This is a genomic window from Mesorhizobium sp. WSM3879, assembly GCF_002294915.1.
GTDB lineage: Bacteria > Pseudomonadota > Alphaproteobacteria > Rhizobiales > Rhizobiaceae > Mesorhizobium.
The window spans coordinates 69,873-95,254 of sequence record NZ_NSFZ01000005.1; the positions used below are offsets into that span (position 1 = coordinate 69,873).

Here is a 25,382-nt window from a genome sequence, read left to right on the forward strand (position 1 = left end):
GGCTCCCGCGGGCCGAGGGAACCATGAGCAGGAACGCGACATCGTCCGCTTTGCCGTCCTTGCCGCTCCGCCCTGCATGTCGTCCAAACACATTGCTGCTGCTGACCTGTGTCTTCGCGGCGCTGCTGGTTTCAGGTTGCCAGAAGCAGCAGGCAGCCGACGAAAAGCTGCCGGTGATGGTGACCACACAGACGGTCGCGCTTGCCGACTACGCGCCGCGGACCTCGCTGACCGGGGTGATCGCGGCCCGCACCCTCAACAATCTGTCGTTCCGCGTCGGCGGGCGCGTCGCCGAGCGGCTGGTCGATGTCGGCCAGCATGTCGACCAAGGGGCGGTGCTTGCCCGCATCGACCCGCAGGAACAGGAATCGGACCTGCGCTCGGCTGAGGCCGACCTCGACGCCGCGCAGGCGCAGCTCACCCAGGCCGCAGCCACTTACCAGCGGCAAAAGACGCTGCTCTCCGAGGGTTTTACCACCAGACGCGAATTCGACACCGCCAACCAGACGCTGAAAGTGGCGCAAGGCAGCGTCGATGCGGCGCAAAGCGCCTTGGCCAACGCCAAGGAAAATCTTTCCTTCACCGAGCTGAAGGCAGGAGCCGGCGGCGTGATCACGGCGCGCCAGGTCGAAGCCGGGCAGGTGGTGCAGGCGGCGCAGACCGTGTTCACCATCGCCGAGGACGGCGACCGCGACGCGGTCTTCAACGTGCATGAAACGCTGGTTGCCCAGACGCCCCCCTCCCCGGCGGTGACGATCACGCTGCTTTCCGACCCTCAGGTCAGGGCTGTCGGCAAAGTGCGCGAGATCTCGCCAGCGGTCGATACCCGGTCGGGATCGATCCGGGTCAAGGTCGGCATTCCTGATACGCCTGCCGGCATGCCGCTGGGTGCGGCCGTGATCGGCACGGTCAGCGCCAAGTCCGTCAAAGCCATCCTGCTGCCCTGGCAGGCGCTGACGTCCACCGCCGGCAAGCCCGCGGTGTGGATCGTCGACCCGTCAAGCAAGGCGGTGACGGCGGCGCCGGTCGAGGTGCTCGCCTTCGATTCCGGCGTGGTCGTCGTCGACAAGGGTCTGCAGGAAGGCCAGAGCGTCGTGACGGCCGCCGGGCAGTTGCTCAGTCCCGGCCAGACGATCGAAGTGGCGGGGTCCGACCAATGAACCGGTCGCCGCACATTGCCTCGCTGGTTCTTCTTGCTGCGCTTGCCGCCTGCTCGCGTTCGGAAGAGAAGGCGCCTGAGGTCATCCGGCCGGTCCTGTCGATGGTGGTCGAACCGAAGACCGTCGAGACCTTCGGCTTTGCCGGCTCGATCGAGCCGCAATACAGCGCCGACCTCGCCTTCCGCCTGCTCGGCCGCGTCGTCTCGCGCGACGTCAAGGTCGGCGACATCGTCAGCAAGGGCATGACGATCGCGGCGCTCGATCCGACGGCGCTGGAGTTCGCCGTCCAGGCATCGAAAGCCGATCTGTCGAACGCGCAGGCGCAATTCGCCAATGCCGCGGCCAGCGAGGAGCGGCAGCGCCAACTGCTTGCCTCCGCCAATACTTCGCAGGCTACGTTCGATGCCGCCAAACAAGCGCGCCAGGCGGCGGAAGCCGGCGTCGAGCGCGCCAATGCCGCTCTGGCCAAGTCGCAGGAGCAGCTCGGTTATGCCCGGCTGTTCTCCGATTTCGACGGCGTCGTCACAGCGATCGGCGCCGAAGTCGGCCAGACGGTTTCGCCGGGACAGACCGTCGTCACCGTAGCCCGCACCGATCCGCGCGAGGCAGTGGTCGACATTCCCGACCAATTGACCGGCGATCTCACCATCGGCGCGCCGTTCGAGATCATTCTGCAATCGCTGCCGACCATCAAAACCCACGCCAAGCTGCGCGAAGTCGCGCCGCAATCGGAGGGCTCGACCCGCACCCGCCGCGTGCGGCTGACCCTGGTCAATCCGCCGTCAGCGTTCCGGCTGGGCTCGACGATCACGGCGACGCGCATGACCAAGTTGGCGCCGACCATCGAACTGCCGATATCGGCGCTGCTGGAAAAGAATGGCTCGGAAATGGTGTGGGTCGTCGATCCGCAGTCCTCAAGCGTGAGCGCGCGCGAGATCAAGATCGCGTCGAAAAAGGGCGGCAGCTTCACCGTGGCCGAAGGCCTCGAGGCAGGCATGCGCGTCGTCACCGCGGGCGTCCACAGCTTGAGCGAAGGCGAGAAAGTCAAGGTGCCGGAGGGCGGGGTCTGATGCAGGGCTTCAATCTTTCCGATTGGGCGCTCAGCCACCGCTCCATGGTGTGGTATTTCATGCTGGTCTTCGTCGTGGCCGGCATTTTCTCCTATCTCAATCTCGGCCGCGAGGAAGATCCCGCCTTCACCATCAAGACCATGATCATCCAGGCCAACTGGCCGGGCGCCTCGGTCAAGGAGACGGTGCAGCAGGTGACCGACCGCATCGAGAAAAAGCTCGAGGAGCTCGACAGCCTCGACTTCACCAGATCCGTCACCACGGCCGGCCAGACCGTCATCTTCGTCAACCTGAAGGACACCACCAAGGCGCGCGATGTCGTGCCGAACTGGCTTCAGGTGCGCAATATGGTCAACGACATCAAGGCGCAGTTGCCGCAAGGCGTGCAGGGACCGTTCTTCAACGACCGCTTCGGCGATGTCTACGGCAACATCTACGCCTTCACCGCCGACGGGCTGACGCCGCGCCAATTGCGCGACTACGTCGAGGATGTGCGGACAAAGATCCTGACCGTGCCGAATGCCGGCAAGGTTGACCTGGTCGGGGCGCAAGACGAGGCGATCTATCTGGAATTCTCCAGCCGCCAGATCGCCGCGCTTGGCCTCAACCAGCAGCAGATTGTCGCCAGCCTGCAGGCGCAGAACGCCATCACGCCGTCCGGCGTCGTGCAGTCCGGTCCGGAGCGCATCAGCGTGCGCGTCGGAGGCCAGTTCACTTCCGAGGAGAGCCTGCGGGCCATCAACCTGCGCGTCAACGACCGCTTCTTCCGGCTGAGCGACGTGGCGACGATCAGGCGCGGCTACGTCGACCCGCCGACGGCCTTGTTCCGCTTCAACGGCCAGGATGCGATCGGGCTTGCCATCGGCATGAAGCCGAACGCCAATCTGCTCAAATTCGGCGAAGCGCTGCACGAGGAGATGCAGAAGGTGCTGGCCGACCTGCCGGTCGGCGTCGGGGTGCATCTGGTCGCCGACCAGCCGGTCATCGTCGAGGAGGCGGTCTCGGGCTTCACGCGGGCGCTGTTCGAGGCCGTCGCCATCGTGCTGGCCGTCTCCTTCATCAGCCTCGGCCTGCGCGCCGGCTTCGTGGTCGCACTGTCAATTCCGCTGGTGCTGGCCATCACCTTCACGGTCATGGCGTATCTCGGGATATCGCTGCAGCGCATCTCGCTCGGTGCGCTGATCATTGCGCTCGGCCTTTTGGTCGACGACGCCATGATCGCCGTCGAGATGATGGTGGCGCGGCTGGAGGTCGGCGACAACCTGCGCAAGGCGGCGACCTATGTCTACACCTCGACCGCCTTCCCGATGCTGACCGGCACGCTGGTGACAGTCGCCGGCTTCATCCCGATCGGGCTCAACTCGAGCGCCGCAGGCGAGTACACCTTCACGCTGTTCGTCGTCATCGCGGTGTCGCTGCTGGTGTCATGGATCGTGGCGGTGCTGTTCGCGCCGCTGCTCGGGGTCACCATCCTGCCGGCGACGATGAAGGAAAAACATCACGACCAGCCCGGCCGGTTCACGTCACTGTTCCGGCGCGTGCTTGTCTTCTCGGTTCGCCGCCATTGGCTGACGATCATCGTGACGATGCTTGTGTTCGCGGCCTCGGTCGCCGGCTTCGGTCTCGTCCAGCAGCAGTTCTTCCCGCCATCGGACCGGCCGGAGCTGATCGTCGACTGGAACCTGCCGCAGAACTCCTCGATCACCGAGACGCGCGACCAGATGGAGCGCTTCGAGCAGCGGGCGCTGGTCGGCAACCCCGACATCGACCATTTCAGTTCGTACATTGGCCAGGGCGCGGTGCGCTTCGTGCTTGCCTATGACGTACAGCCGGCCAATCCCTATTTCGGCCAGACCGTCATCGTCACCAGGAGCATCGAAGCGCGCAACCGGGTGAAGCCGGCGCTGGAAAAGCTGCTGCGCCAGGAGTTCGTCGGCACCGACGCGTTCGTCAAGCCGCTCGAGCTCGGGCCGCCGGTCGGCAGGCCGGTGCAGTACCGCGTCGGCGGTCCCGACATCCAAACGGTGCGCGAGCTGGCGCAACAGTTTGCCGGCGTGATCTCCGCCAATCCGAGGCTCGCCGCGCCGACCTTCGACTGGAACGAACCGCAGCGCGTGCTGAGGGTCGACGTGCTGCAGGACAAGGCGCGTCAGCTCGGCATCACCTCGTCCGATATCGCCAGCGCGCTGAACAGCACGGTGGGCGGCTCGACGATCACCCAAGTGCGCGACGCCACCTACCTGATCAATGTCGTGGCGCGCTCGCGCGAGGCGGACCGCAGCTCGATCTCGACACTGCAGAACATGCAATTGCCGACCGGCACGGGCGAGTCGATCCCCTTGGCTGCCATCGCCAATTTCCGCTACGACCTCGAGCAGCCGACGGTGTGGCGGCGCAACCGCACGCCGACGATCACCGTGCGCGCCGGCCTGGTGGGCGACGTGCTGCCTGCGACCGTGGTCAACGAGCTTAAGCCTTCGGTCGATGCCTTCATCGCCAAGCTGCCGCCCGGCTATTCGGTCGAGACGGCGGGCTCTGTCGAGGAAAGCGCCAAGAGCCAAGGACCGATCGCGGCCGTGGTGCCCTTGATGCTGTTCATCATGGCGACCATCCTGATGGTGCAGTTGCAAAGCTTCCAGCGCCTGTTCCTGGTGGTGGCGGTGGCGCCGCTCGGGCTGATCGGCGTCGTGGCCGCCCTGGTGCCCAGCGGCGCGCCGCTCGGCTTCGTCGCCATTCTCGGCGTGCTGGCGCTGATCGGCATCCTGATCCGCAACTCGGTCATCCTAATCGTGCAGATCGAGGATCTCGTCGCCGAGGGCAAGGACCGCTGGACAGCCGTGATCGAGGCGACCGAGCACCGGATGCGGCCGATCGCGCTGACGGCGGCGGCGGCCAGCCTGGCCCTCATCCCGATCGCGCGCGAGGTGTTCTGGGGACCGATGGCCTACGCGATGATGGGCGGCATCATCGCCGGCACGGCGATCACGCTGCTCTTCCTGCCGGCGCTTTATGTGACGTGGTTCCGGATCAAGGAGCCGCCGAGGCGGGTGCGGGATGGCGCCAAAGCAGACGTGATCGTTGCTGCGGAGAGTTAAAAGCCAGGTCGCACCCCGTCGCGAACCTGCGAGAGAAAACTACACCCTCACAAACCCCTCGCTCGCTCGAAGCAGGTTGCGCGTATAATCCTCGCTCACGCGGTGGCCGATCAGCTGGCTTGCGGTCAGCGTCTCCACCGCTTCGCCGTTCTGCATCACCATCAGCCGTTCGCACATATGGGTGATGATGGCGAGGTCGTGACTGACCATCAGAAAGGTGAGCTTGCGCCGCCGCCGCACCTCTTCGAGCAGGTTCAGCACCTCGGCCTGGACAGAAGCATCGAGCGCCGAGGTCGGCTCGTCGAGCAAAAGGATCGAAGGTTCGAGGATCAGCGCGCGGGCGATCGCCACGCGCTGGCGCTGGCCGCCGGAGAGCTGGTGCGCATAGCGGAAGCGGAAACCCTTGCCGAGGCCGACTTCGTCCAGCGCGCGCTCGATGCGCTTCTCGCCATCCTGGATTGCGTGAATGGCGAGCGGTTCCTGCAGCAGCCGGTCGACGGTCTGGCGCGGATGCAGCGACCCATACGGATCTTGGAAGACCATCTGCACGTCGCGGTAAAAGGCCTTGTCGCGGGTCTTGCCAAGCGTCTTGCCGTTGACAGCGATGGTGCCGGCAGCGACAGGCGCAAGGCCGGTGATTGCCTTGAGCAGGGTCGACTTGCCGGAGCCGCTTTCGCCAACCAGGCCGTAGGACTCGCCTTCCCTGACTTCGAGTTTAACGCCCTTCAGCGCGCGGAAGCGGTCGAAAACCACCTCCAGCCCTTCGATGGTGATGGCGGCCGTCATGCCGCCCACTCCGGCTTGCGGTCGAGCACCGGCAGCGGGTGTCGCTCGAAGCCGATTCTCGGCATGCAGTTGAGCAGGCCGCGCGTATAGGGATGCTGGGCTTCGCGCAGTTCGGACGCCTTGAGCTGCTCGACCACCTTGCCGGCATACATGACGACCACGCGGTCGCAGAAGGAGGACACCAGGCGCAGATCATGCGAGATGAAGATCAGCCCCATGCCGCGCTCGGCGACCAGCCTATCGAGAATGTTCAGCACATCGAGCTGCACGGTGACGTCGAGCGCCGAGGTCGGCTCGTCGGCGATCATCAGTTCCGGCCCGGCGATCAGCATCATGGCGATCATCGCGCGCTGGCCCATGCCGCCCGAGACCTCATGCGGGTGAAGGTCGAAGACACGGGCCGGATCGCGAATTTGCACCGCCCGCAGCATCTCCAGCGCGCGCTCGCGCGCTTCGGCCTTTCCGACTTTCTCATGCGTGCGCAGCGTCTCGACGATCTGGCGGCCGATGGTCATCACCGGATCGAGCGAGTATTTCGGGTCCTGCAGGATCATGGCGATGCGGTTTCCCCGCAGCGCACGGCGCCGGCTGGATGACACCGAGAGCAGGTCGATGCCGTCGAAGCGCAGCTTTTTCGCCGACACCTCGGCCTGCGGCGGGGTCAGGCCCATGATGGCGCGGCCGGTCTGCGACTTGCCGGAGCCGCTCTCGCCGACGATGCCCAGCCGCTCGCGGCCGAGCGAGAAGGACACGCCGCGCACCGCCTGCACGATCCCGGTGCGTGTCGGGAAAGTGACGCGCAGATCGTCGACTTCGAGCAGCGTGCCTTTCGTTTGCCTATCGGAATTACCGCTCATCGGTCGCCGCTCATCGGTCGTCACTCATTGGTCGCCGCTCCGGGGATCGAGCGCGTCGCGCAGGCCGTCACCGAGCAGGTTGAAGCCGAGGCTGACGATGAGGATGGCAACGCCTGGTGCGGCAGCCACCCACCACTGGTCGAGGATGAAGCGGCGGCCGGACGCGATCATCGCGCCCCATTCGGGCAGCGGCGGCTGCGCGCCGAGGCCGAGGAAGCCGAGGCCTGCGGCGGTGAGGATGATGCCCGCCATGTCGAGCGTCACCCGGATGATCAGCGAGGAGATGCAGAGCGGCATGATGTGGCGCAGCACGATGCGGAAGGGTGAGGCACCCATCAATTGCACCGCCTTGATGTAGTCGGAATTGCGCACCGTCAGCGTCTCGGCGCGCGCGATGCGCGCGTAAGGCGGCCAGGAGGTGATGGCGATCGCCAGCACCGCGTTCTCGATGCCGGGGCCGAGCGCCGCAACGAAGGCCAGCGCCAGCACCAGCTTCGGGAAAGCCAGGAAGATGTCGGTGATGCGCATCAAAATGGCATCGGTCCAGCCGCCGGCATAGCCTGCGACGGTGCCGACCAGCAGGCCGATGGGCGCGGCGATGATGGCGACGAGGATGACGACATAGAGCGTCCAGCGCGAGCCGTAGAGGATGCGCGAGTAGATATCGCGGCCGAGGTCGTCGGTGCCGAACCAATGCGCGGCGCTCGGCGCCAGCAGACGGGCATTCTTCAGGTCACCCACGGTTGGCGAATAGGGTGCCAGCACGCCGGCAAGCGCGGCTACCACCACCAACGCGAAAATGATGAGCAAACCGACGAGCGCGAGCCGGTTGGCTGTGAAGCGCCGCCAGGCCACATAGGCGCGGCCGAGCCTTGCCTGCATGCGCGAGGCCGGCCTCTCGCTGAGCAGCCATTCGCGTCGGGTTTGCATCGTCTCGGCGCTCATTCGACTTTCGTCCGTGGATCGAGGAGCCGATAGAGCAGGTCCGACAGAAGGTTGATGGCGATGAAGACCGAGCCGATGATGATGGTGCCGCCGAGCACCGCGTTCATGTCGGCGTTCTGCAATGAATTGGTGATGTAGAGGCCGATGCCCGGCCAGGAGAAGACGGTCTCGGTCAGCACCGAGCCTTCGAGCAGGCTGGCATAGGAAAGCGCGATCACCGTCACCATCGGCACAGCGGCGTTGCGCAGCGCGTGGCCCCAGATGATGCGCGTCTCCGACAGGCCCTTGGCGCGGGCGGCGACGATATATTCCTGCGCCATCTCGTTCAACATGAAGGAGCGAGTCATGCGGCTGATATAGGCGAGCGCGAAATAGCCAAGCAGGGAGGCCGGCAGGATGATGTGGCGGTAGGCATCGTAGAAGACATCCCACTGTCCCTGCATGGCCGCATCGAGCAGGTAGAAGCCGGTGATCGGCGTGAAAGTGTATTCGTAGACGACGTCGAGCCGCGCCGGAAAGGCGACCCATTGCAGCTTGGCGTAGAACAGGACGAGGCCGAGCAGTCCCAGCCAGAAGATCGGCACGGAATAGCCGATAAGGCCGATGATGCGCACGATCTGGTCGACGAGACTGCCGCGACGGACAGCAGCGAGCACGCCGAGCGGCACGCCGATGACGGCGCCGATGATCGTGCCGAGCGTCGCCAGCTCGATGGTCGCCGGAAAGACGCGGCGGATGTCGGACATCACCGGATTGGTGGTCAGCACCGAAGTGCCGAAATCGCCGCTGAGCGCGTTTTTGACGTAGATGTAGAACTGCTGGATCAGCGGCAGGTCGAGCCCCATCTCGCGGCGCGTGCGCTCGACGACGGCTGTCGGGGCCCGGTCGCCGAGCACGGCCAGCACCGGATCGATCGGGATGACGCGGCCGATGAAGAAGGTCACCGCGAGAAGACCGAGATAGGTCGTCACCGCGATGACCAGGAAGCGGCCGATCGACGACAGAAGCGCGACGGCACGGGCGCCGCCGCGCCCCGCCGCCGCCTGGTTCTCAGCTACGCTCACGCGGCGCGTCCGAAAGCGCTATTCCTTCGAGACCGGCCAGACGAAGTTGGTGTCGAAGCTCGGGCCGAGCTTGAAGTCCTTCAGGTTCTTGCGCAGCCCCGCCACCTCCAGTTGCTGATGGATGATGACGAAGGGGCTGGTGTCGAGGATCTTCTTCTGCAGGTCCTTGTACATGTCGGCGCGCTTGGCGGAGTCCTTCTCGAGCAGCGCCGCCTCGGTTTCCTTGGTCAGGTCCGGAATATCCCAGGCATTGCGCCAGGCCAGTGTCTTGATCTTGCCACTGTCGGAATTGTCCGGGTTCGAGGCGAAAGTCTGCGCGTTGGAGTTGGGATCGAAATAGTCCTGGCCCCAATTGCCGATATAGATGTCGTGGTTGCGGGCGCGGTATTTGGTCAGCGTCTGCTTGCCGTCGCCGGGGATGATCTCAAGCTTGATCCCGGCCTGGCCGAGCGTCTGCTGGATCGATTCCGCCATGCCGGTGGTCGGCTGGCCGGTGCGCACGTCCATGGTCACTTTGAAGCCATCAGCCAACCCGGCCTTCGCCAAAAGGTCCTTGGCCTTGGCCACGTCGAGCTTGAACGGATTCTCGTCGATCGCGCCGAGATCGCCCTTGGGCAGGAAGGACTGGTGGATCTCGCCAATGCCCTTCAGGATGGTCGAGGCCATCGCATCATAGTCGATCAGATATTTGAACGCCTGACGCACCTCAGGCTTGGCGAGGTTCGGGTTCTTCTGGTTGAGGCTGATGTAATAGACCGTGCCCTTCGGCGCGCTTGTCGTGGTGAGATCGGCGTTTTTGGCGATGGCATCGAGATCGTTCGGTTCCAGATTGCGGGCGACATCGATGTCACCGGCCTCCAGCGCCAGGCGCTGCGCCGAGCTCTCCTTCATGTTGCGGTAGATGACGCGGGCGAGCTTGGCCTTCTCGCCATTGTAATTGTCGTTACGCTCCAGCACGACAGCCTCGTTGGCGCGCCATTCGCGCAGCTTATAGGGGCCAGAGCCGGCATAGCCGGTCTTCAGCCAGGCGTTGCCGAAGTCGTTGTCCCATTTGTAGTCGGCGCTCGGCGTGACGGCGGCGACATGCTCCTTGACCAGCTTGCTGTCGACGACCGAAGCGACGGTGGCCGACAGGCAGTTCAGCACGAAGCTCGGCGCATAGGCCTTGTCGACAACGAACTGGAAGGTGGTGTCGTCGACCGCTTTCGCCTTCTCGGTGACATTGTCGCCACTGATGCCGAACTGATTGATGATGAAGGCCGGGCTCTTATCGAGCTTGATGGCGCGCTCGAAGGAATAGGCGACATCGGCCGCGGTGATTGGATTGCCGGAGGCGAACTTCATGCCGGGCTTGAGCTTGAAGGTATATGTCAGGCCGTCATCCGAAACGCTCCAGCTTTCGGCGAGATCGCCCTTGACCTTGGAAGTATCGTTGAGGTCGAGGCGGACCAGAAGATCATAAGTATTGCCGGTAACCTCGGCGGTCGACAGCTCGAACGCTTCGCCCGGATCCATCGAGATGATGTCGTCGATTGCGAAACCTTCGACCAGCGTGTCGGCAGGCGTGACCGCAAAGGCCGGCACCGCGAGCAGCGCCGACATCGCCACACCCGCGAGCAAGCCACGAGAGCGAAGAGCAAACCTTTCCAGCATCATGGTAGTCGTTCCCTGTTTTGTTGATTGTTGACCTGAGTTCCCGGCTCAGGGTTGCAGAATTCCTTGGGACCGATCGACGGCCCACCGAGCTTACCGTCGTGGTTTTTGTCCAGTTGGTCAACACCCTATTCGGCGGCGTTCGAACCCGCAACGCGCATTTTGCGAGACAGCTTATTGGGCCAGAATGGGCCACCACGAGTCGACCCAGCTGCCGGCTAATCGAAGCCGCCGATTGGGAAAATCTGCCAACTCCTGGCCGCTAGGAAGTCGCCCGTCATTTTAGCTGCGCAACCAGGTTCGCGTCCGGAAAGCAGGTGGCGGCCTTGCCGTTCTTCGCTTGCCAGACGCCGATCGAGCGGCGCGTCTTGAAGCCGGGCAAGCCGTCGGCGCTGCCGACGTCGTAACCCTTCGCCTCCAGCGTCCGCTGCAGCGAAGCGATATCGGACCGGTGAAGATCGCCGACCGGCCCCCAGGTGCCGGCGAAGGTGGCGTCGCCCTTGGCGATGCGATCGGCGGCGTGGCCGATGAACAGCGCATAGAGGTCACTGGTGTTGTATTCCTTCAAGACATAGAAGTTCGGCGTGACGATGAAGGCAGGACCGCTGCGCCCGGCCGGCATCAGCAGAAACCCCTCGGCCTTCAATTCGCTCGCCGCGAACGCTTTGCCATCGGCGCGCCTGATGCCCATCGCCACCCAGTCGGATATCTTCTTTCCCTGGTCGGGTCCTTCGAGCGCGCAGGAGACGTTTGCCGGCGCAATCACCTCGGTTCCCCAGCCGCGCCCCCTCACCCAGCCATAGTGGACAAGATAGTTGGCGATGGAGGCGAGCACGTCCGGCGTCGAGTTCCAGATGTCGGGCCGGCCGTCGCCGTCGAAATCGACGGCATGCTTGAGGAAGGAAGTCGGCATGAATTGCGGCTGGCCGAGCGCGCCGGCCCAGGAGGACTTCATCGCATTGACCGGAGCCAGCCCGCGCTCGACGATCTCTAGTGCGGCCAGCACCTCGGTGCGGAAGAAATCCTTCTTCGTCGACATGAACGCCTTGGTGCCCAGCACCTCGAAGGCGTCGTAAGGCATCTTGGCGGCGCCGAAGCCGGTCTCGCGACCCCAGATCGCCAGCACGATCTCGCCAGGCACGCCGTACCGCTTCTCGATGAGCCCAAGCACGCGGGCGTTGGCGCTTTCGCGCGACCGTCCTCCGCCGGTGACGGCCCGAATGATCTTCTCGGCGAAATAATTGGCGGGCGGACCGAACTCCGCCTGGTGCTGTTTTTGCGGCGTCGCCGGCTTCTCGCCGGGCATGACGAGATCCGGCAGTTTCAGGTTCGGCTTCACGCCGATGAAGGCGGCGTCGAAGGTCTTTTTGGAAATGCCTTTGGCCTTGGCCTCGGGCCAGAGGTCGTTTTGCAGCCAGGCCTGGAATTGGTTGTCGATGGGCGTGGCGCGAGCGGGGAGGGTAAGGAGGACGGCAAGCGCGGCAAGGAAAAATGCGAAGCCGAATTTGGAAAAGCCGCGTTCTGTCGCGCCCCCCTCTGTCTTGCCGGACATCTCCCCCACTTGGGGGGAGATTGGCTGTTTCGGTGCCCCGCCTCTTCCTGCGACCTTGGATATTGGCGAAAGCCGGCGTGACGTCTGATCTCCCCCCTTGCGGGGGAGATGTCCGGCAGGACAGAGGGGGGTGGGACGGAGTGCGGCCTTTCCGGGAAAAACGCCAGTCACCAATCCCCTCCCCTCAAAACGCCGTCCTCGAGCGCAGCGCCGCGGCAAGCGTGCCTTCGTCGAGATAATCGAGCTCGCCGCCGACCGGGACGCCATGCGCGAGCCTAGTCACCTTGACCTCGAAACCCGAGAGCTGATCGGTCAGGTAGTGCGCCGTGGTCTGGCCCTCGACGGTGGCGTTGACGGCAAGGATCACCTCCTTCACCTCGCCGCCGGCGACACGGTCTACCAGCGAGCGGATGTTGAGCTGGTCCGGGCCGATGCCATCGAGCGGCGACAGCGTGCCGCCGAGCACGTGATAGCGCACATTCATAGCGGCGGCGCGTTCCAGCGCCCAGAGATCGGAGACGTCCTCGACGACGATAAGCGTGCCGGCATCGCGGCGTGGATCGGTGCAGATCATGCACGGGTCGGAGGTGTCGACATTGCCGCAGGTCGAGCAGATGCGCACTTTATCGGCCGCCTCGCCCATGGCTGCGGCTAAAGGCTCGAGCAGCTGCTCCTTCTTCTTGATGAGATGGAGAGCCGCGCGCCTTGCCGAACGCGGCCCGAGCCCCGGCACCTTGGCCAGGAGCTGGATCAGGCGTTCTATCTCTGGACCGGCGATTCTTTTCGACATCGCTCTGATCTAGAGCAATTCCGGGAAAAGTGCGAAACGGTTTTCAGAGCGCTTTGGTGACATCCGCAACAGGAAATGATCCGCCATGCCGTCAAGGCGGATCATTTGATGGCGGGTTGGCTCAGTAGGCTTCGAGCGGCCGGGACTGGCTGACAATCAGCGCGCCGATGGCGTCGGTGTTCTCGGGCGTCGACTGGAATCCCATCGCCGCTTCCTGCGGGGCGCTCGGAACGGAGGTGATGTAGCGGCCTTTCAACGTGCCGCCGAAGCGGGAGGCGTCGGGCTCCTCCATCGGCTCCTGCATCGCCACCATGATCGGCTTCGCGGTGACGCGGCCGGCCTTCTGCCCTGGCGCGGCGGAGGCCGTCACATAGGTCTGCTGGGCAGCAACGGTTGTGGTCTTGGCCGGAAGCGCCGGCGCGGCAGCCGCGGTCGTGGCGGCCGGATCAGCATGCACGATCGTCTTGACCACCGGCTCGGCGGAAGCGACGAGGACCGGAGCGGTGGGGTCGGTCTTCTGCGACTTGCCGGAGGCCATGGCGACCATGGGCTCATCCGGCAACGGCTGCCAGTTGCGGCCGCGCTTCTCATAGAAGGCATTGCCGCCGGCCACCATCGTGTAGTGCATGTTCTTGTAGGGGAAACGCAGGCCGGCGGTGTGGAAGAACATCGTGTTCTTGAGCTTGGCCTTGCGCTCGCCTTTCAGCACTGCCTCGGCGGCTTCCTCGACATCTGGCAATGCCCGCGAATTCATCGGGCGCGTCAGCACGCCTGGGGCGAACTGGCCCCTTTCGCCGACGACCTCGCAGATCGTGCTGCCATGCTGGCCCGAGCGCAGCCGGTTCATCACGACCGTACCGACGGCGATCATGCCGTCACGGCTCGACCGGTTGGACTCGAAGAACATCGCCCTTTGCAGGCACTCCTTGTCCTTCATCGAGTATTTGTAGGAACGCGAGCTGAGGAAGCTCGGGGTGACGGCGTCGGTCAGGCTCGCCACCGACATGCCATGTGAAGCGGTCTGGCTGCAGCCGGCCAGGAACAAGGGGGAAGCGGCGATGCCGATAAGCAGCAGCGGCGTCTTCCATCGCGTCGCGATCAACAAAAAAGCCTCATTTCCAGATGCCAGCCCGCCCCGAGATGTGGCAAGAATGAGACTCTTTCAGGCAAAAAGATGGCTAGATGGTTAGCAATCTCTGGACTTGGGTAAAACTTTATGAATGTCGCGAAATGAGCCCGTGAGCATGCCGGCAAAATGGTTAATATTGCGGCCCAGGCTCAATTCTCGTTCATAATCAATTAACTGGTGGCAGATGCCTTAGAACGGCAATTTCATTCCGGGCGGTATAGGCAGGCCCGCAGTCAATGCCTTGGTCTTTTCCTGCATGACCAGCTCGACCTTATTTTTGGCATCATTGTGAGCGGCCAACAGCAAGTCTTCGAGGATCTCCACCTCGTCGTCCTTCAGCAAGGACGGATCGATCTTCAGCGCCTTCATTTCGAACTTGCCGGTCAGGGTCACGCTAACCAGCCCGCCACCCGCCTGCCCAGTGGCTTCGAGGGTGGCGATCTCGTCCTGCATGGCCTGGAACTTGGCCTGCATTTCCTTTGCCTTGCCCATCAGGCCGAGAAGATCCTTCATCGTAAAACTTCCTCTTGTTGGAATCTACGTTAACGCGAGCATGATCTTGACCGAAACCGGTCCGTACTTTCCCTGACGCGTTCGTCAGCTCTAAATCTCTTCGTCGTCGGCAGCCGGCTCAACCGGCAGGTCGGCGTCAGCGCCTTCCGCTTCCGGCACATCCGGAATGCGCACATCGATGATCTTGGCGCCGGGAAAGCGAGCGAGGATGGCGGCGACGGTCGGATCGCTCCTGGCATCGGAGAAGGCGTTCTCGCGCTTGGTCGTCTCCATCTCGGCCAGCGTCTGGCTACCCTCTTCCTTCGACAGCGAGACCAGCCAGTTGCGGCCGGTCCAGGCACGCAGCTTGGAGGTCAGGTCGTTGAGCAGCATCTTGGGCGCATCGGCGGTCAGGCTGACGTCGATGCGGCCAGGCTCGATGCGCACCAGCCGCACGCAGCGCTTGACCAACACCTTGAAGGCGATGTCGCGGTTGGCATCGGCAAGGGCCACGATGTCGGCCAGCGACTTCACCGGAACGGCCGGTGTTTCGATGACCGGTTCGGGCGCCGGGACGAAGGCGGCGGGCGCGGGCTGCATCTCGACCAGCCGCATGGTCTGCCCTCCGCCGTTAGAGGCCGGCATCCGCGCCGGCGCCACGGCATTTGTGCCGCCGCCACTGCTTGCCGGCGCTCCATTGGCGCGCGGAGCGCCATTCGGCACAGGGGCCGCCCCCTCGAGCGATTTCAGCGCTTCGTCCAGCGTCGGCAGGTCGGCGGCGTGCGCCAGCCGGATCAGCACCATCTCGCCGGCGCTGACCGGACGGTTGGAGGACTGCACCTCGGGAATGCCTTTCAAGAGCATCTGCCAGGTTCGCGAGAGCACGCGCACGGACAGCGTGCTCGCAAATTCGGCGCCGCGCCGCCGCTCGTCCTCGGAGAGCGAGGCATCATTGGCCGCGACCGGCACGAACCGCAGACGCGTAACGAGGTGGTTGAATTCCGCCAGGTCGGTGAGCACCGCGGCCGGATCGGCGCCGGTATCGTATTGCGCGCGGAATTCGGACAAGGCCGCTGCAACATCGCCCTTCATGACGTGCTCGAACAGGTCGATGATGCGGGCGCGGTCGGCCAAGCCCAGCATGGCGCGAACGGCGTCAGCGCTGACGGTGCCGCTGCCATGGGCGATCGCCTGATCGAGGATGGAGAGCGAATCGCGTGCCGAGCCCTCGGCGGCCCGCGCAATCATCGCCAAAGCCTCATCATCGACGGAAATGCCTTCCTTGGCGGCAATCGAGGAAAGATGCGCGACGAGCGCGCCGGCATCGATGCGCCTCAGGTCGAAGCGCTGACAGCGCGACAGAACCGTGATCGGCACCTTGCGGATCTCGGTGGTGGCGAAGATGAATTTGACATGCGGCGGCGGCTCTTCCAGCGTCTTCAACAGGCCGTTGAAGGCCTGGGTGGAGAGCATGTGCACTTCGTCGATGATGTAGACCTTGTAGCGGGCCGAGACCGGCGCGTAGCGGACGCGGTCGATGATGTCCCTGATGTCGTCGATGCCGGTATGGGAAGCCGCGTCCATCTCGATGACGTCGACATGGCGGCCCTCCATGATCGCCTGGCAATGCTCGCCGGGGGTCGAAAGGTCGACGGAGGGCTGGTCGACGGTGGCGGTTTTATAGTTCAGGGCGCGTGCGAGAATGCGCGCCGTTGTCGTCTTGCCGACACCGCGCACGCCGGTCAGCATCCAGGCCTGGGCGATGCGGCCAGTGGCGAAGGCATTGGTGAGCGTGCGGACCATCGGCTCCTGGCCGATCAGTTCGGAGAAATTGGAGGGGCGGTATTTGCGCGCCAGCACGCGATAGGCGCCGGCCTTTCCTGTCTCCAGGCTTTCTGGCCCCGAATTTCCGGCTTCGCTCATTCGCCGTCAAAAGCTCCAAGGACCGCGACGGAAGGCGGCCGATTCCTGCGCATAGTCTCGCCCGCACGGCTCGGCGCCGTCAATGTCGCGGGAGAAAGGCGAAGAGGCGGGAGGCTGGAACAATGACCCGTTCCGGGCTCGTTAGGGCTGCTTCCTTCCGGACCTGACCCGGTTGGCGAGTGGATCGTCCACCACCAACCTCCCAAGCTCCATATCGGCAATTCAGCGGCGAAATGCAAGGGTCGTAGTGGATCACCGGCCAGGCCATGCGGTGCAGACGACCTTCAAATCCGCAGGAGCGGTCAATGATTCGCTTGCAGCCACCTTGCCGTCGCTCTAGCGTTCAGGGTTTGAAGCATTCTCGAAAAGTGAGGGAAACGCCCATGCTGCCTGGCCTAAAGGCCGGTTTCACACTGGACGCCCGATTGGAGGCGGACAGTGAGCAGCTCATGTGGCTCGGCCTGTGCGAGCTCCGGCTGATGAACGATCGCCGCTGGCCGTGGCTGGTCCTGGTGCCGCAGCGGCCGGGCGTGGAGGAAATCCACGACCTGACGCCGCTCGACCAGACGATGCTGACCTTCGAGACCAATATGGTGGCGCACGCGCTGAAGCGGGTGACCGGCTGCACCAAGATCAACACCGGGGCGCTCGGCAACATCGTGCGCCAGCTGCACGTCCATGTCATCGCCCGCAGCGAGAGCGACCCCGGCTGGCCAGGGCCGGTCTGGGGGCATGGCATGCGCGAGCCGTATGAGCGCTCCGACATCCGCCGGTTTGCCGAAAAGATCAAGGCAGCGCTATAAGCCCATCAGTGTCCACCCCGCGCTTTCCTCGAGTCTCCTATGAACTTTCGTCTGTTTGACGCGCCTTTGCGCGAGCCGAGCCAATTCGTCGGTTTCGCCGGCAACCGGATCGATCGGCAATCGGAAAACCGCGCCGACGACGCGGTCGAGAAGGCGCTTGGCGAGCGATCGGCGCGGCTGATGCTGATGCATGGCGGCAGGCTTTATCTGAAGCTCGACGACGGCAAATTCGACCCATGGTTCGAGGCGGCGGAAAGCGAGGCCTTCGAGGTTTCGCTCGACGGCGGCGTGCTGCTCGGCCTCTCGGAGAGCGGCCCGGTGCTGGCGGTGCCCGCCGGGATCGAACCGGAAAATCTGCCGGAAACGGTGAAGGCGATCGACTACCGCTCCGTCTATATGCAAGGGCTGATCGACGAAGCGGCGGCCGGTGCGCTGGCGCAAGGCGCTGCGCTGCTGGCCTGGCATGCCAGCCACGCTTTCTGCAGCAAATGCGGCAATCGCTCGGAGATGCGCGCCGGCGGCTACAGGCGGCATTGCCCGGCCTGCGGCACCGACCACTTCCCGCGCACCGATCCGGTGGCGATCATGCTGACGGCGACGCGCGAGAAATGCCTGCTCGGGCGCGGCCGGCATTTCGGGCCCGGCATGTATTCGGCCCTTGCCGGCTTCATCGAGCCCGGCGAGACGATCGAGGCGGCGGTGCGCCGCGAGACGCTGGAGGAGGCCGGAATCCGGCTCGGCCGCGTCGTCTACCACGCCAGCCAGCCCTGGCCGTTCCCCTATTCGCTGATGATCGGCTGCTTCGGCGAGCCGCTGAACGAGGACATCCAGGCCGACCTGAACGAGCTCGAAGACTGCCGCTGGTTCTTCCGCGATGAGGTGCGCTCGATGCTGGAGAGGACGCACCCGGGCGGCCTGATCACGCCGCCGAAAGGGGCGATCGCCCACCACCTCATCCGCGCCTGGGTCGACAGCGAATAGGAGCCGAGAAATGATCCGTCATACCGTCGTGTTCACGCTAAAGCATCCGCCGCATTCGCTGGAGGCGAAGCGGTTCCTCCACGATGCCAAGAAGATCCTGACGGCGATCAAGGGTGTGACGCATTTCGAGCAGCTGCGCCAAGTGAGCCCCAAGAACGACTATCAGTTCGGCTTCTCGATGGAGTTCGCCGACCAGGCTGCCTACACCAGATACAACGAGCATCCCGACCACGTCGCGTTCGTGCGCGACCGCTGGCTGCCTGAGGTCGAGAAATTTCTCGAGATCGACTATGTCCCGCTCGGCTTTGGCTGAGATTGGATCGAGCGCCGGCGTCCAAGATTGACGCGGACCTCCATGAGGTCGTCATCCGAGGGCGGAGCGACGCGAAGCGGAGCGCAGACCCTGGGATCCATGCCGTTACCTCAGTCGAGGGGCGCAGCGGAGCAGAATCTGGACCGTCCTAACGCGTTGAAGTCCGGGCATGGATCCTCGGGTCTGCGCCGCCTCGCTTCGCTCCTTGCTTCGCCCGTGGATGACGAAGCATCAAGGCCTTTGCCAATCTCGAAGGTCCTAGGAACCACCTAATCGGCGACCTTCCACTGCTCGCGCGACGCGCTTGCCGGATAGACGCCGAGAATGCGCATCTCGCGCGAGAAGAAGCGCAATTCGTCGAGCGCCAGCTTGACCAGCGGATCATCGGGGTGGCCCTCGATGTCGGCATAAAACAGCGTCGCTGTGAAAGCGCCGAGCTGGTAGCTCTCGAGCTTGGTCATGTTGATGCCGTTGGTGGCGAAGCCGCCCATGGCCTTGTAGAGCGCGGCCGGCACGTTGCGGACGCGGAAGATGAAGGTGGTCATCATCTTGGCTTCCAGCGAGGGGCGCTCGGCCCATTGCTTGTTCTTGGTCAGCACGACGAAGCGGGTGACGTTCGAGTCGGTGTCCTCGACATTCTTCTCGATGATGTCGAGGCCGTAGAGCTCGGCGGCAAGCGCAGGCGCAAGTGCCGCCATCGTGCGGTCCTTGACCTCGGAGACCATCTTGGCCGATCCCGCCGTGTCGCCGGCGACAACCGGCTTCCAGCCATTCTTGCGGATGTATTTGCGGCATTGGCCAAGGGCATGGATATGGCTGTGCACGCTTCTGATCTCTTCGCGTTTCACGCCCGGCAGCACCATCAGCTGGAAATGGATGGGCAGGAAATACTCGCCGACGATGTGCAGGCGCGATTCCGGCAAAAGATGATGGATGTCGGCGACGCGCCCGGCAATCGTGTTCTCGATCGGGATCATGGCGAGCTCGGCCTTGCCGGTCTCGACCGCGTTGAAGGCGTCTTCGAAGGTGGGACAGGGCAACGGCTCCATCGAGGGGAACATGTTGCGGCAAGCGGTATCGGAATTGGCGCCCGGCTCGCCCTGGAAGGATATTCTGTTGGTCTTTTCAGGCATGCGCCAAGGTCTCGCTTACGGATGTCTCAGTTTGAAAGAATTTGCCTGGCGCGCTCGAGATCGTCGGGCGTGTCGACGCCGAGCGGCAGCGACCGGACGATCTCGGCATCGATGCGCATGCCGGCTTCCAGCGCCCGCAGCTGCTCCAGCCGCTCACGGCGTTCGAGCGGCGACGGCTTCAGCGCCACGAAGCGTTCCAGCGCTGTCCGGCGGTAGGCATAGAGGCCGATGTGGTGATAGAGCGGGCCCTCCCCCCACGGCGCCGTGGCGCGCGTGAAATAGAGCGCCTTCAGCCTTGTCGCCGAGAGCGGCGAGCCGACGATCTTGACCACGTTCGGATTGGTCCTTTCCTCGTCGCGCACTATCTCGACGCCGAGCGTGGCTATGTCGACCGACGGGTCGGCGAAGGGCCGCAGCGATGCGCCGATGATCTCAGGATCGATGGTCGGCAGATCGCCCTGGACGTTGACGATGGTTTCGACCTTTTTCTCCGGGTCCAGCACGGTGAGGGCCTCGAAGATGCGGTCGGATCCCGATTCGTGGTCCGCGCGCGTCATCACCGCCTCGAAACCGTGATCCCTTACCGCCGAGGCGACCGCTTCGGTGTCGGTCGCCACCACCACACGGCCGAGCCCAGCCTCGGCGCCGCGGCGGGCGACATGGACGATCATCGGCGCGCCGGCGATGTCGGCCAGCGGCTTGCCCGGCAGGCGCGTCGAGGCCATGCGGGCGGGGATCAGGATCAATGTCGACATGGGACTTCTGGGACAGCCGGGGAAGCGGATGGAAAAGTGGCAAAACGTCTCACTGGAAGCGCCCTTATAGGTGTTGCAACGACGAAGCAAAAGACCTAGTTTCCGCGCGATTTAACGGGCCCGTTGGGGCCTTCGCTATACCGACGGACGGAGTGGACGGGACGGTCCGCCGGAAAAGGGAGCAAGGGGCGTATGGATTCCAACGAAGTCAACAAGCTGCTCGCCGGATTCCTCGGAACCTGTTTCGTCGTCTTTTCCGTGGGCATCGTTTCCGACGGGCTGTTTGCCTCCCCCGCTCCCGAGAAGCCGGGCTTCGCCATCGAGGCGGCCGAGCCGGCCGAAGGCGGCGGCGCTGCCGCGCCCGCGGCCGAAGCCAAGCCGATCGCCGACCTGCTCGCAACCGCCAATGCCGAGACGGGCGCCGCCATTTTCAAGAAGTGCCAGGCCTGCCATTCCGGCGAAAAGGGCGGCCCCAACAAGGTCGGTCCGGACCTCTGGGACATCATCGATCGCCCCGTCGCCGAGCATGAGGGCTTCGCCTATTCGGCCGGCATGAAGGATTTCTCCAAGGGCGGCGCCGAGAAGTGGACCTACGACAACCTCAACCACTTCATCAACGCGCCGAAGAAGTTCGTGAAGGGCACGGCGATGGGCTTTGCCGGCCTGCCGAAGGATGAGGACCGCGCCAACGTGATCGCCTATCTGCGCACGCTGTCGGACAATCCGAAGCCGCTGCCGCAGCCGGGCGCTTCGGCGGAAGCCAAGCCCGCCGAAGGCGCCGCCGCGGCGAAGCCGGCCGCAGGTGCGGCACCCGCCAAGCCGGCCGAAGGTGCGGCTCCGGCAAAGCCGGCCGAAGGTGCCGCCCCGGCCAAGCCGGTCGCGCCCGCGCAATAAACATTTCGTCATAAAGACACCTTGGAAAAGCCGGGTTCGTCCCGGCTTTTTTGTTAGGAAAGCCGCATATGCTGAGACAAAAGCCGGCGCTTGCGGTTTTCACCGGCGTCAAATGATCTAGATTGCCGGTGGGTACTGTTGCGACGAGGAGAACGCATGACGGTCGGCCGCTCCCGGACGTTTTTCGCATCGATGCTGGCGATCGCCTTCGCCGCCAGCCTGCAGGCCAGCCTCGCTGATGAGTGGCACACCACGTCCTCGCTGACCGGCCCGTCCAAATACGGCGAAAATTTCCAACGCTACGACTATGTCAATCCGGACGCTCCCAAGGGTGGCGCCCACGACTCCGTCGTTGTCGGCACTTTCGACAGCTTCAATCCCTATATCGTGCCGGGGTCGCCGGCCGCGGGGCTCGCCGGGTTCGGCGGCGGCCTGCTCTACGACACGCTGATGGACCAGGCGACCGACGAGGGCAGCGTCAGCCACCCGCTGGTTGCCGAGGCCTATAAATACCCGCCCGACTATTCCTCTGCGACCTACCGGCTCGACCGGCGAGCGAAATGGCATGACGGCCAGCCGATCACCGTCGACGATGTGGTCTGGTCGTTCCAGGTGCTGAAGGCCAACGCCCCCCAATACAACCGCTATTTCGAGAACGTTACCGACGCGGTGGCGATTTCCGACCGCGAGGTCGAGTTTCATTTCAACCAGAAGGGCAACCGCGAGCTGCCCAAGATTATCGGCGATCTGGTCGTCCTGCCGAAGCACTGGTGGGAGGGCACCGATGCCAGCGGCAAGAAGCGCGACATCACCAGGCCGACTCTCGAGCCGCCGCTGGGATCAGCCGCCTACAAGATCGCCAGCTTCAAGCCGGGTTCCGAGATCGTCTGGCAGCGCGTGGCTGATTACTGGGGCGCCAAGCTGCCGGTGAAGATCGGCCGGGAGAACTTCGACACCCAGCGCTTCACCTACATACTGGACGAGAATGCTGCGTGGCAGGCCTTTACCAAGGGCGGGCTAGACGACATCAAGGCCGAAAACAGCTCGCGGCGCTGGGCGACGGCTTACAACTTTCCGGCGGTGAACGCCGGCGACGTGATCAAAAAGGAATTCAAGACCACTTCGCCGGAGCCGATGCAGGCCTTCATGCTGAACCAGCGCCGGGCGCTGTTCCAGGATCGCCGGGTCCGCGAGGCGCTGACCTATCCCTATGACTTCGAGACGATGAACCGAACGCTGTTCTTCAATTCCAACACGCGCACCCAAAGCTATTTCCAAGGTACGGAACTCGCGTCGAGCGGTCTGCCGCAAGGCAAGGAACTCGAAATCCTGGAGAAGTATCGCGACAAGCTGCCGCCTGAACTTTTCACCCAGGAATTCAAGCTGCCGGTCTACGACTCACCACAAGCGGAGCGGAAATATCTGAAGCAGGCTGTCGACCTCTTCGCCCAGGCCGGCTGGGTGATCAAGGGCGGCAAGATGATGAACGCCAAGACCGGCGCGCCGTTCAAATTCGAGATCCTCGGCACGTCCGACACGGATCAGATCCTCTCCGGCAACTATATCGCCAATCTGCGCAAGATCGGCGTCGATGCGACGCTGCGCATCATCGACCCAAGCCAGTACGTCAACCGCGTCAACAATTTCGACTACGACGTCATCACCAACGTGCTGCAGCAGTCGGATTCGCCCGGCAACGAACAGCGCGATTTCTGGAGTTCGAAGTCCGCCGATTCACCCGGCTCGCGCAATTACTCCGGCATCAAGGACCCGGTCGTCGACGCGCTGGTGGACCGCGTCATCTTCGCCACCGACCGCGACGATCTCGTCGCCGCCACTCATGCGCTCGATCGCGTGCTGTTGTGGAACTACTATACCGTGCCGCAATACTACCGGGCGGTGGTCTGGCTTGCCTACTGGAACAAGTTCGGCATGCCCGAAAAGCAGCCCAGCTACCGTGGCGCCGATATCGACTCCTGGTGGATCGATACGGCGAAGGAAAAGGCATTGACCGCCAAATACAGGGGCAACTGATGAGGCGGCAGACATTGCTTCCTCGTCGCGACTTCCTGGCGCTCGGCGCGGCGGCGACTGCCGCAGCGCTGCTGCCGGGTCGGGCTTTCGCCCAGACCCCGACCGGTGTCAAATTGCATGGGCTGTCGGCGTTCGGCGATTTGAAATACAAGCCTGACTTCGCGCATTTCGACTATGTCAACGTCGATGCGCCGCAAGGCGGCACCTTCAATTTCTCGCCGCCCAACTGGGGCCAAAACCAGAGCCCTTTGACGTTCAACACGCTGAACTCCTTCGTGCCCAAGGGCGATGCGCCGCAGCGCATGGAAATGTGCTTCGATTCGCTGATGGTGCGGGCGCTCGACGAGCCTGACGCCGTCTATGGGCTGATCGCCGACGGGGTCACAATTTCCGACGACCGCAACGGCTTCACCTTCTCGCTGCGCCCGCAGGCGCGCTTCCATGACGGCACGCCGCTCACCGCCGACGATGTCGCCTTCACCTTCAAACTGCTGAAGGACAAGGGGCATCCGGATTATTCGCTGTCGTTGACGCATCTCGACAACGCGGTGGTGAAGGACGCCCATACGGTCGAGCTCAAGTTCTCCGGCAAGCAATCGGCCCGTACCATCCTGAACGTCGTCGCGTTTCCGATCCTGTCGAAGGCCTTCTTCACGGCCAACCCCTTCGATTCGTCGCAGCTCAACCCGCCGCTCGGCTCGAGCGCGTACAAGGTCGGGCGCTGGTCGGCGGGCGCCTGGATCGAGTACGAGCGGGTGGCCGATTATTGGGGCAACGACCTCCCGGTCAACCGCGGCCAGAACAATTTCGAGCGTATCCGCATCGAGTTCTACCAGGACCGCACGGCCGGCTTCGAAGCCTTCAAGAAGGGCGAGATCCTCTATCGCGAGGAATTCACCTCGCGCGTCTGGGCGACGGCTTACAACTTTCCGGCCTTTACCGACGGCAAGGTGGTGAAGCACGAATTCCCGGCCGAGACGGTGCCGTCGATGCAGGCGACAGCCGTCAACCAACGGCGCGCGCAGTTCCAGGACCCGCGCGTGCGGCAAGCTATCGCGCTCTGCTTCGACTTCGAATGGACGCGGCGCAATTTCTTCTATGGCTCCTATGAGCGCTCGCAATCCTGCTTCGAGAAATCCGACTTTCGCGCCGAAGGCATGCCGCCGCCGCCAGAACTCGCGCTGATGGAGCCCCTGCGCGAGAAGCTGCCGCCGGAGGCCTTCGGCGAAGCGGTGACGCAGCCAGCCTCGGACGGCTCGGGACGCGACCGCAAACTGCTTGGTAAGGCGGCGAAGCTGCTTGCCGAAGCCGGCTGGAAACGCTCCAGCGATTTCGTCGTCAACGACAAGGGCGCGCGGTTGCCCGCCGAGTTCCTCGTGGAAGACGAGACCTTCGTGCAGGTCTATTCGCCCTGGGTCGCCAACATGAAGGCGATCGGCATCAACGCTTCGATCCGGCTGGTCGATTCCGCCCAATACCAGCTCAGGCAATCGACCTTCGATTTCGATCTGATCTCGGCCGCCTACTCCTTCAGCGCCACGCCGACACGCGACGACCTCGAGATCTTCTTCCATTCGCGAAGCGCGTCGGTTTCAGGCTCTCGGAACCTGCCGGGCATAGCGAGTCCGGCTATAGACGCGCTGATCGACGCCGTCGGCGCGGCCAAGGACCGTGAGAGCCTCACCGTCGCCATGCGGGCGCTCGATCGGGCCTTGCGCGCTCGGCGCGATTGGATTCCAAGTTGGTATCTGGCGAATCACCGAAGCGCCTATTGGGACATGTTCGGCTTTCCCGAGCAGAAGCCCGATTTCGGCTTTCCGGTCGAAGCGCTGTGGTGGGTCGACAAGGGCAAGGCGGCGAAAATTGGCAAAGGGTGACTTTCATGCGGGCGAAGGTGCCGCCCCTCACCTGCCTGCCGGCATCCTCTCCCCGTATAGTGACGGGGAGAGGGAA

At 64.0% G+C, this 25,382-nt stretch carries 21 protein-coding genes and 1 other RNA gene; 9 read left to right on the plus strand and 13 right to left on the minus strand.

From position 1 onward, the window contains the following. The first annotated feature begins 92 nt into the window (after positions 1-92). From CK218_RS13335 to CK218_RS13345, 3 genes are read left to right on the plus strand one after another with little or no spacing between them, the layout of a single operon-like run. Positions 93-1,160 (plus strand): efflux RND transporter periplasmic adaptor subunit, encoded by a 1,068-nt coding sequence (locus tag CK218_RS13335; protein ID WP_245435023.1) that lies wholly within the window; start codon positions 93-95, stop codon positions 1,158-1,160. After that, a complete protein-coding gene (locus tag CK218_RS13340) occupies positions 1,157-2,230 on the plus strand; it encodes an efflux RND transporter periplasmic adaptor subunit (RefSeq protein WP_095828028.1) in 1,074 nt (357 codons plus the stop codon). Before CK218_RS13335 ends, CK218_RS13340 begins: the two co-directional genes overlap by 4 nt. Next, positions 2,230-5,325, plus strand: coding sequence for an efflux RND transporter permease subunit (locus tag CK218_RS13345; protein ID WP_095828029.1), 3,096 nt, complete (start codon positions 2,230-2,232; stop codon positions 5,323-5,325). Before CK218_RS13340 ends, CK218_RS13345 begins: the two co-directional genes overlap by 1 nt. Positions 5,326-5,364: 39 nt before the next feature. On the opposite strand, the gene CK218_RS13350 is transcribed toward CK218_RS13345, so the two are convergent. The 11 genes from CK218_RS13350 to ffs form a co-directional block, all read right to left on the minus strand. Continuing rightward, on the minus strand, positions 5,365-6,111 hold the full coding sequence (locus CK218_RS13350) for an ABC transporter ATP-binding protein (protein ID WP_095828208.1): 747 nt from the start codon (positions 6,109-6,111) through the stop codon (positions 5,365-5,367). Beyond that, a complete protein-coding gene (locus CK218_RS13355; protein ID WP_066996477.1) occupies positions 6,108-6,968 on the minus strand; it encodes an ABC transporter ATP-binding protein in 861 nt (286 codons plus the stop codon). The genes CK218_RS13350 and CK218_RS13355 overlap by 4 nt, the downstream gene beginning before the upstream one ends. 24 nt (positions 6,969-6,992) lie before the next feature. Beyond that, entirely contained in the window at positions 6,993-7,913 is a 921-nt protein-coding gene (gene nikC / locus CK218_RS13360) for a nickel transporter permease (RefSeq protein WP_095828030.1), read from the minus strand. Beyond that, a complete protein-coding gene (locus tag CK218_RS13365; RefSeq protein WP_095828031.1) occupies positions 7,910-8,977 on the minus strand; it encodes an ABC transporter permease in 1,068 nt (355 codons plus the stop codon). Before CK218_RS13365 ends, nikC begins: the two co-directional genes overlap by 4 nt. An 18-nt stretch (positions 8,978-8,995) precedes the next feature. Further along, positions 8,996-10,633, minus strand: a complete 1,638-nt coding sequence (locus CK218_RS13370) for an ABC transporter substrate-binding protein (RefSeq protein WP_095828032.1) — start codon at positions 10,631-10,633, stop codon at positions 8,996-8,998. Between the two features lie 274 nt (positions 10,634-10,907). Beyond that, positions 10,908-12,182 (minus strand): lytic murein transglycosylase, encoded by a 1,275-nt coding sequence (locus CK218_RS13375; RefSeq protein ID WP_066996265.1) that lies wholly within the window; start codon positions 12,180-12,182, stop codon positions 10,908-10,910. Between the two features lie 184 nt (positions 12,183-12,366). After that, positions 12,367-12,972, minus strand: coding sequence for a recombination mediator RecR (recR, locus tag CK218_RS13380; RefSeq protein ID WP_066996262.1), 606 nt, complete (start codon positions 12,970-12,972; stop codon positions 12,367-12,369). Positions 12,973-13,093: 121 nt separating this feature from the next. After that, positions 13,094-14,074: a cell wall hydrolase gene (locus tag CK218_RS13385; protein WP_066996474.1), complete on the minus strand. Its 981-nt coding sequence runs from the start codon at positions 14,072-14,074 to the stop codon at positions 13,094-13,096. A 216-nt stretch (positions 14,075-14,290) separates the two neighbouring features. Next, positions 14,291-14,614: a YbaB/EbfC family nucleoid-associated protein gene (locus CK218_RS13390; protein WP_066996259.1), complete on the minus strand. Its 324-nt coding sequence runs from the start codon at positions 14,612-14,614 to the stop codon at positions 14,291-14,293. A 90-nt stretch (positions 14,615-14,704) separates the two neighbouring features. Continuing rightward, entirely contained in the window at positions 14,705-16,516 is a 1,812-nt protein-coding gene (locus CK218_RS13395) for a DNA polymerase III subunit gamma/tau (RefSeq protein WP_095828033.1), read from the minus strand. A 106-nt stretch (positions 16,517-16,622) separates the two neighbouring features. Continuing rightward, an RNA gene (gene ffs / locus CK218_RS13400) (signal recognition particle sRNA small type) lies at positions 16,623-16,719 on the minus strand. Positions 16,720-16,899: 180 nt separating this feature from the next. Between ffs and CK218_RS13405 the strand changes: the two genes are divergently transcribed. Genes CK218_RS13405 through CK218_RS13415 form a run of 3 tightly spaced genes read left to right on the plus strand, consistent with a single transcriptional unit; the run spans position 16,900 to position 18,613 of the window. Next, positions 16,900-17,319 carry an HIT family protein gene (locus CK218_RS13405; RefSeq protein ID WP_066996253.1) on the plus strand — a complete coding sequence of 140 codons (420 nt, stop codon included), beginning with the start codon at positions 16,900-16,902 and terminating at the stop codon, positions 17,317-17,319. Positions 17,320-17,358: 39 nt separating this feature from the next. Beyond that, positions 17,359-18,300, plus strand: a complete 942-nt coding sequence (gene nudC / locus CK218_RS13410; RefSeq protein ID WP_095777525.1) for an NAD(+) diphosphatase — start codon at positions 17,359-17,361, stop codon at positions 18,298-18,300. A gap of 10 nt (positions 18,301-18,310) precedes the next feature. Next, the gene (locus CK218_RS13415; protein WP_095777526.1) at positions 18,311-18,613 is read left to right on the plus strand and encodes a Dabb family protein; all 303 of its coding nucleotides are present in this window, start codon (positions 18,311-18,313) and stop codon (positions 18,611-18,613) included. Between the two features lie 269 nt (positions 18,614-18,882). Here CK218_RS13415 and CK218_RS13420 read toward each other — a convergent pair whose 3' ends face one another. Next, entirely contained in the window at positions 18,883-19,746 is an 864-nt protein-coding gene (locus CK218_RS13420; protein ID WP_066996244.1) for a prephenate dehydratase, read from the minus strand. A gap of 26 nt (positions 19,747-19,772) precedes the next feature. Further along, positions 19,773-20,501 carry a 3-deoxy-manno-octulosonate cytidylyltransferase gene (locus tag CK218_RS13425; protein WP_066996241.1) on the minus strand — a complete coding sequence of 243 codons (729 nt, stop codon included), beginning with the start codon at positions 20,499-20,501 and terminating at the stop codon, positions 19,773-19,775. A gap of 192 nt (positions 20,502-20,693) precedes the next feature. On the opposite strand from CK218_RS13425, the gene CK218_RS13430 reads away from it, so the two are divergent. From CK218_RS13430 to CK218_RS13440, 3 genes are all read left to right on the plus strand, one after another. Continuing rightward, on the plus strand, positions 20,694-21,395 hold the full coding sequence (locus CK218_RS13430; protein ID WP_095828034.1) for a cytochrome c family protein: 702 nt from the start codon (positions 20,694-20,696) through the stop codon (positions 21,393-21,395). A gap of 156 nt (positions 21,396-21,551) precedes the next feature. Beyond that, positions 21,552-23,429 (plus strand): extracellular solute-binding protein, encoded by a 1,878-nt coding sequence (locus tag CK218_RS13435; RefSeq protein ID WP_066996236.1) that lies wholly within the window; start codon positions 21,552-21,554, stop codon positions 23,427-23,429. Next, a complete protein-coding gene (locus CK218_RS13440) occupies positions 23,429-25,306 on the plus strand; it encodes an extracellular solute-binding protein (protein ID WP_095782869.1) in 1,878 nt (625 codons plus the stop codon). Before CK218_RS13435 ends, CK218_RS13440 begins: the two co-directional genes overlap by 1 nt. Positions 25,307-25,382: the final 76 nt, after the last annotated feature.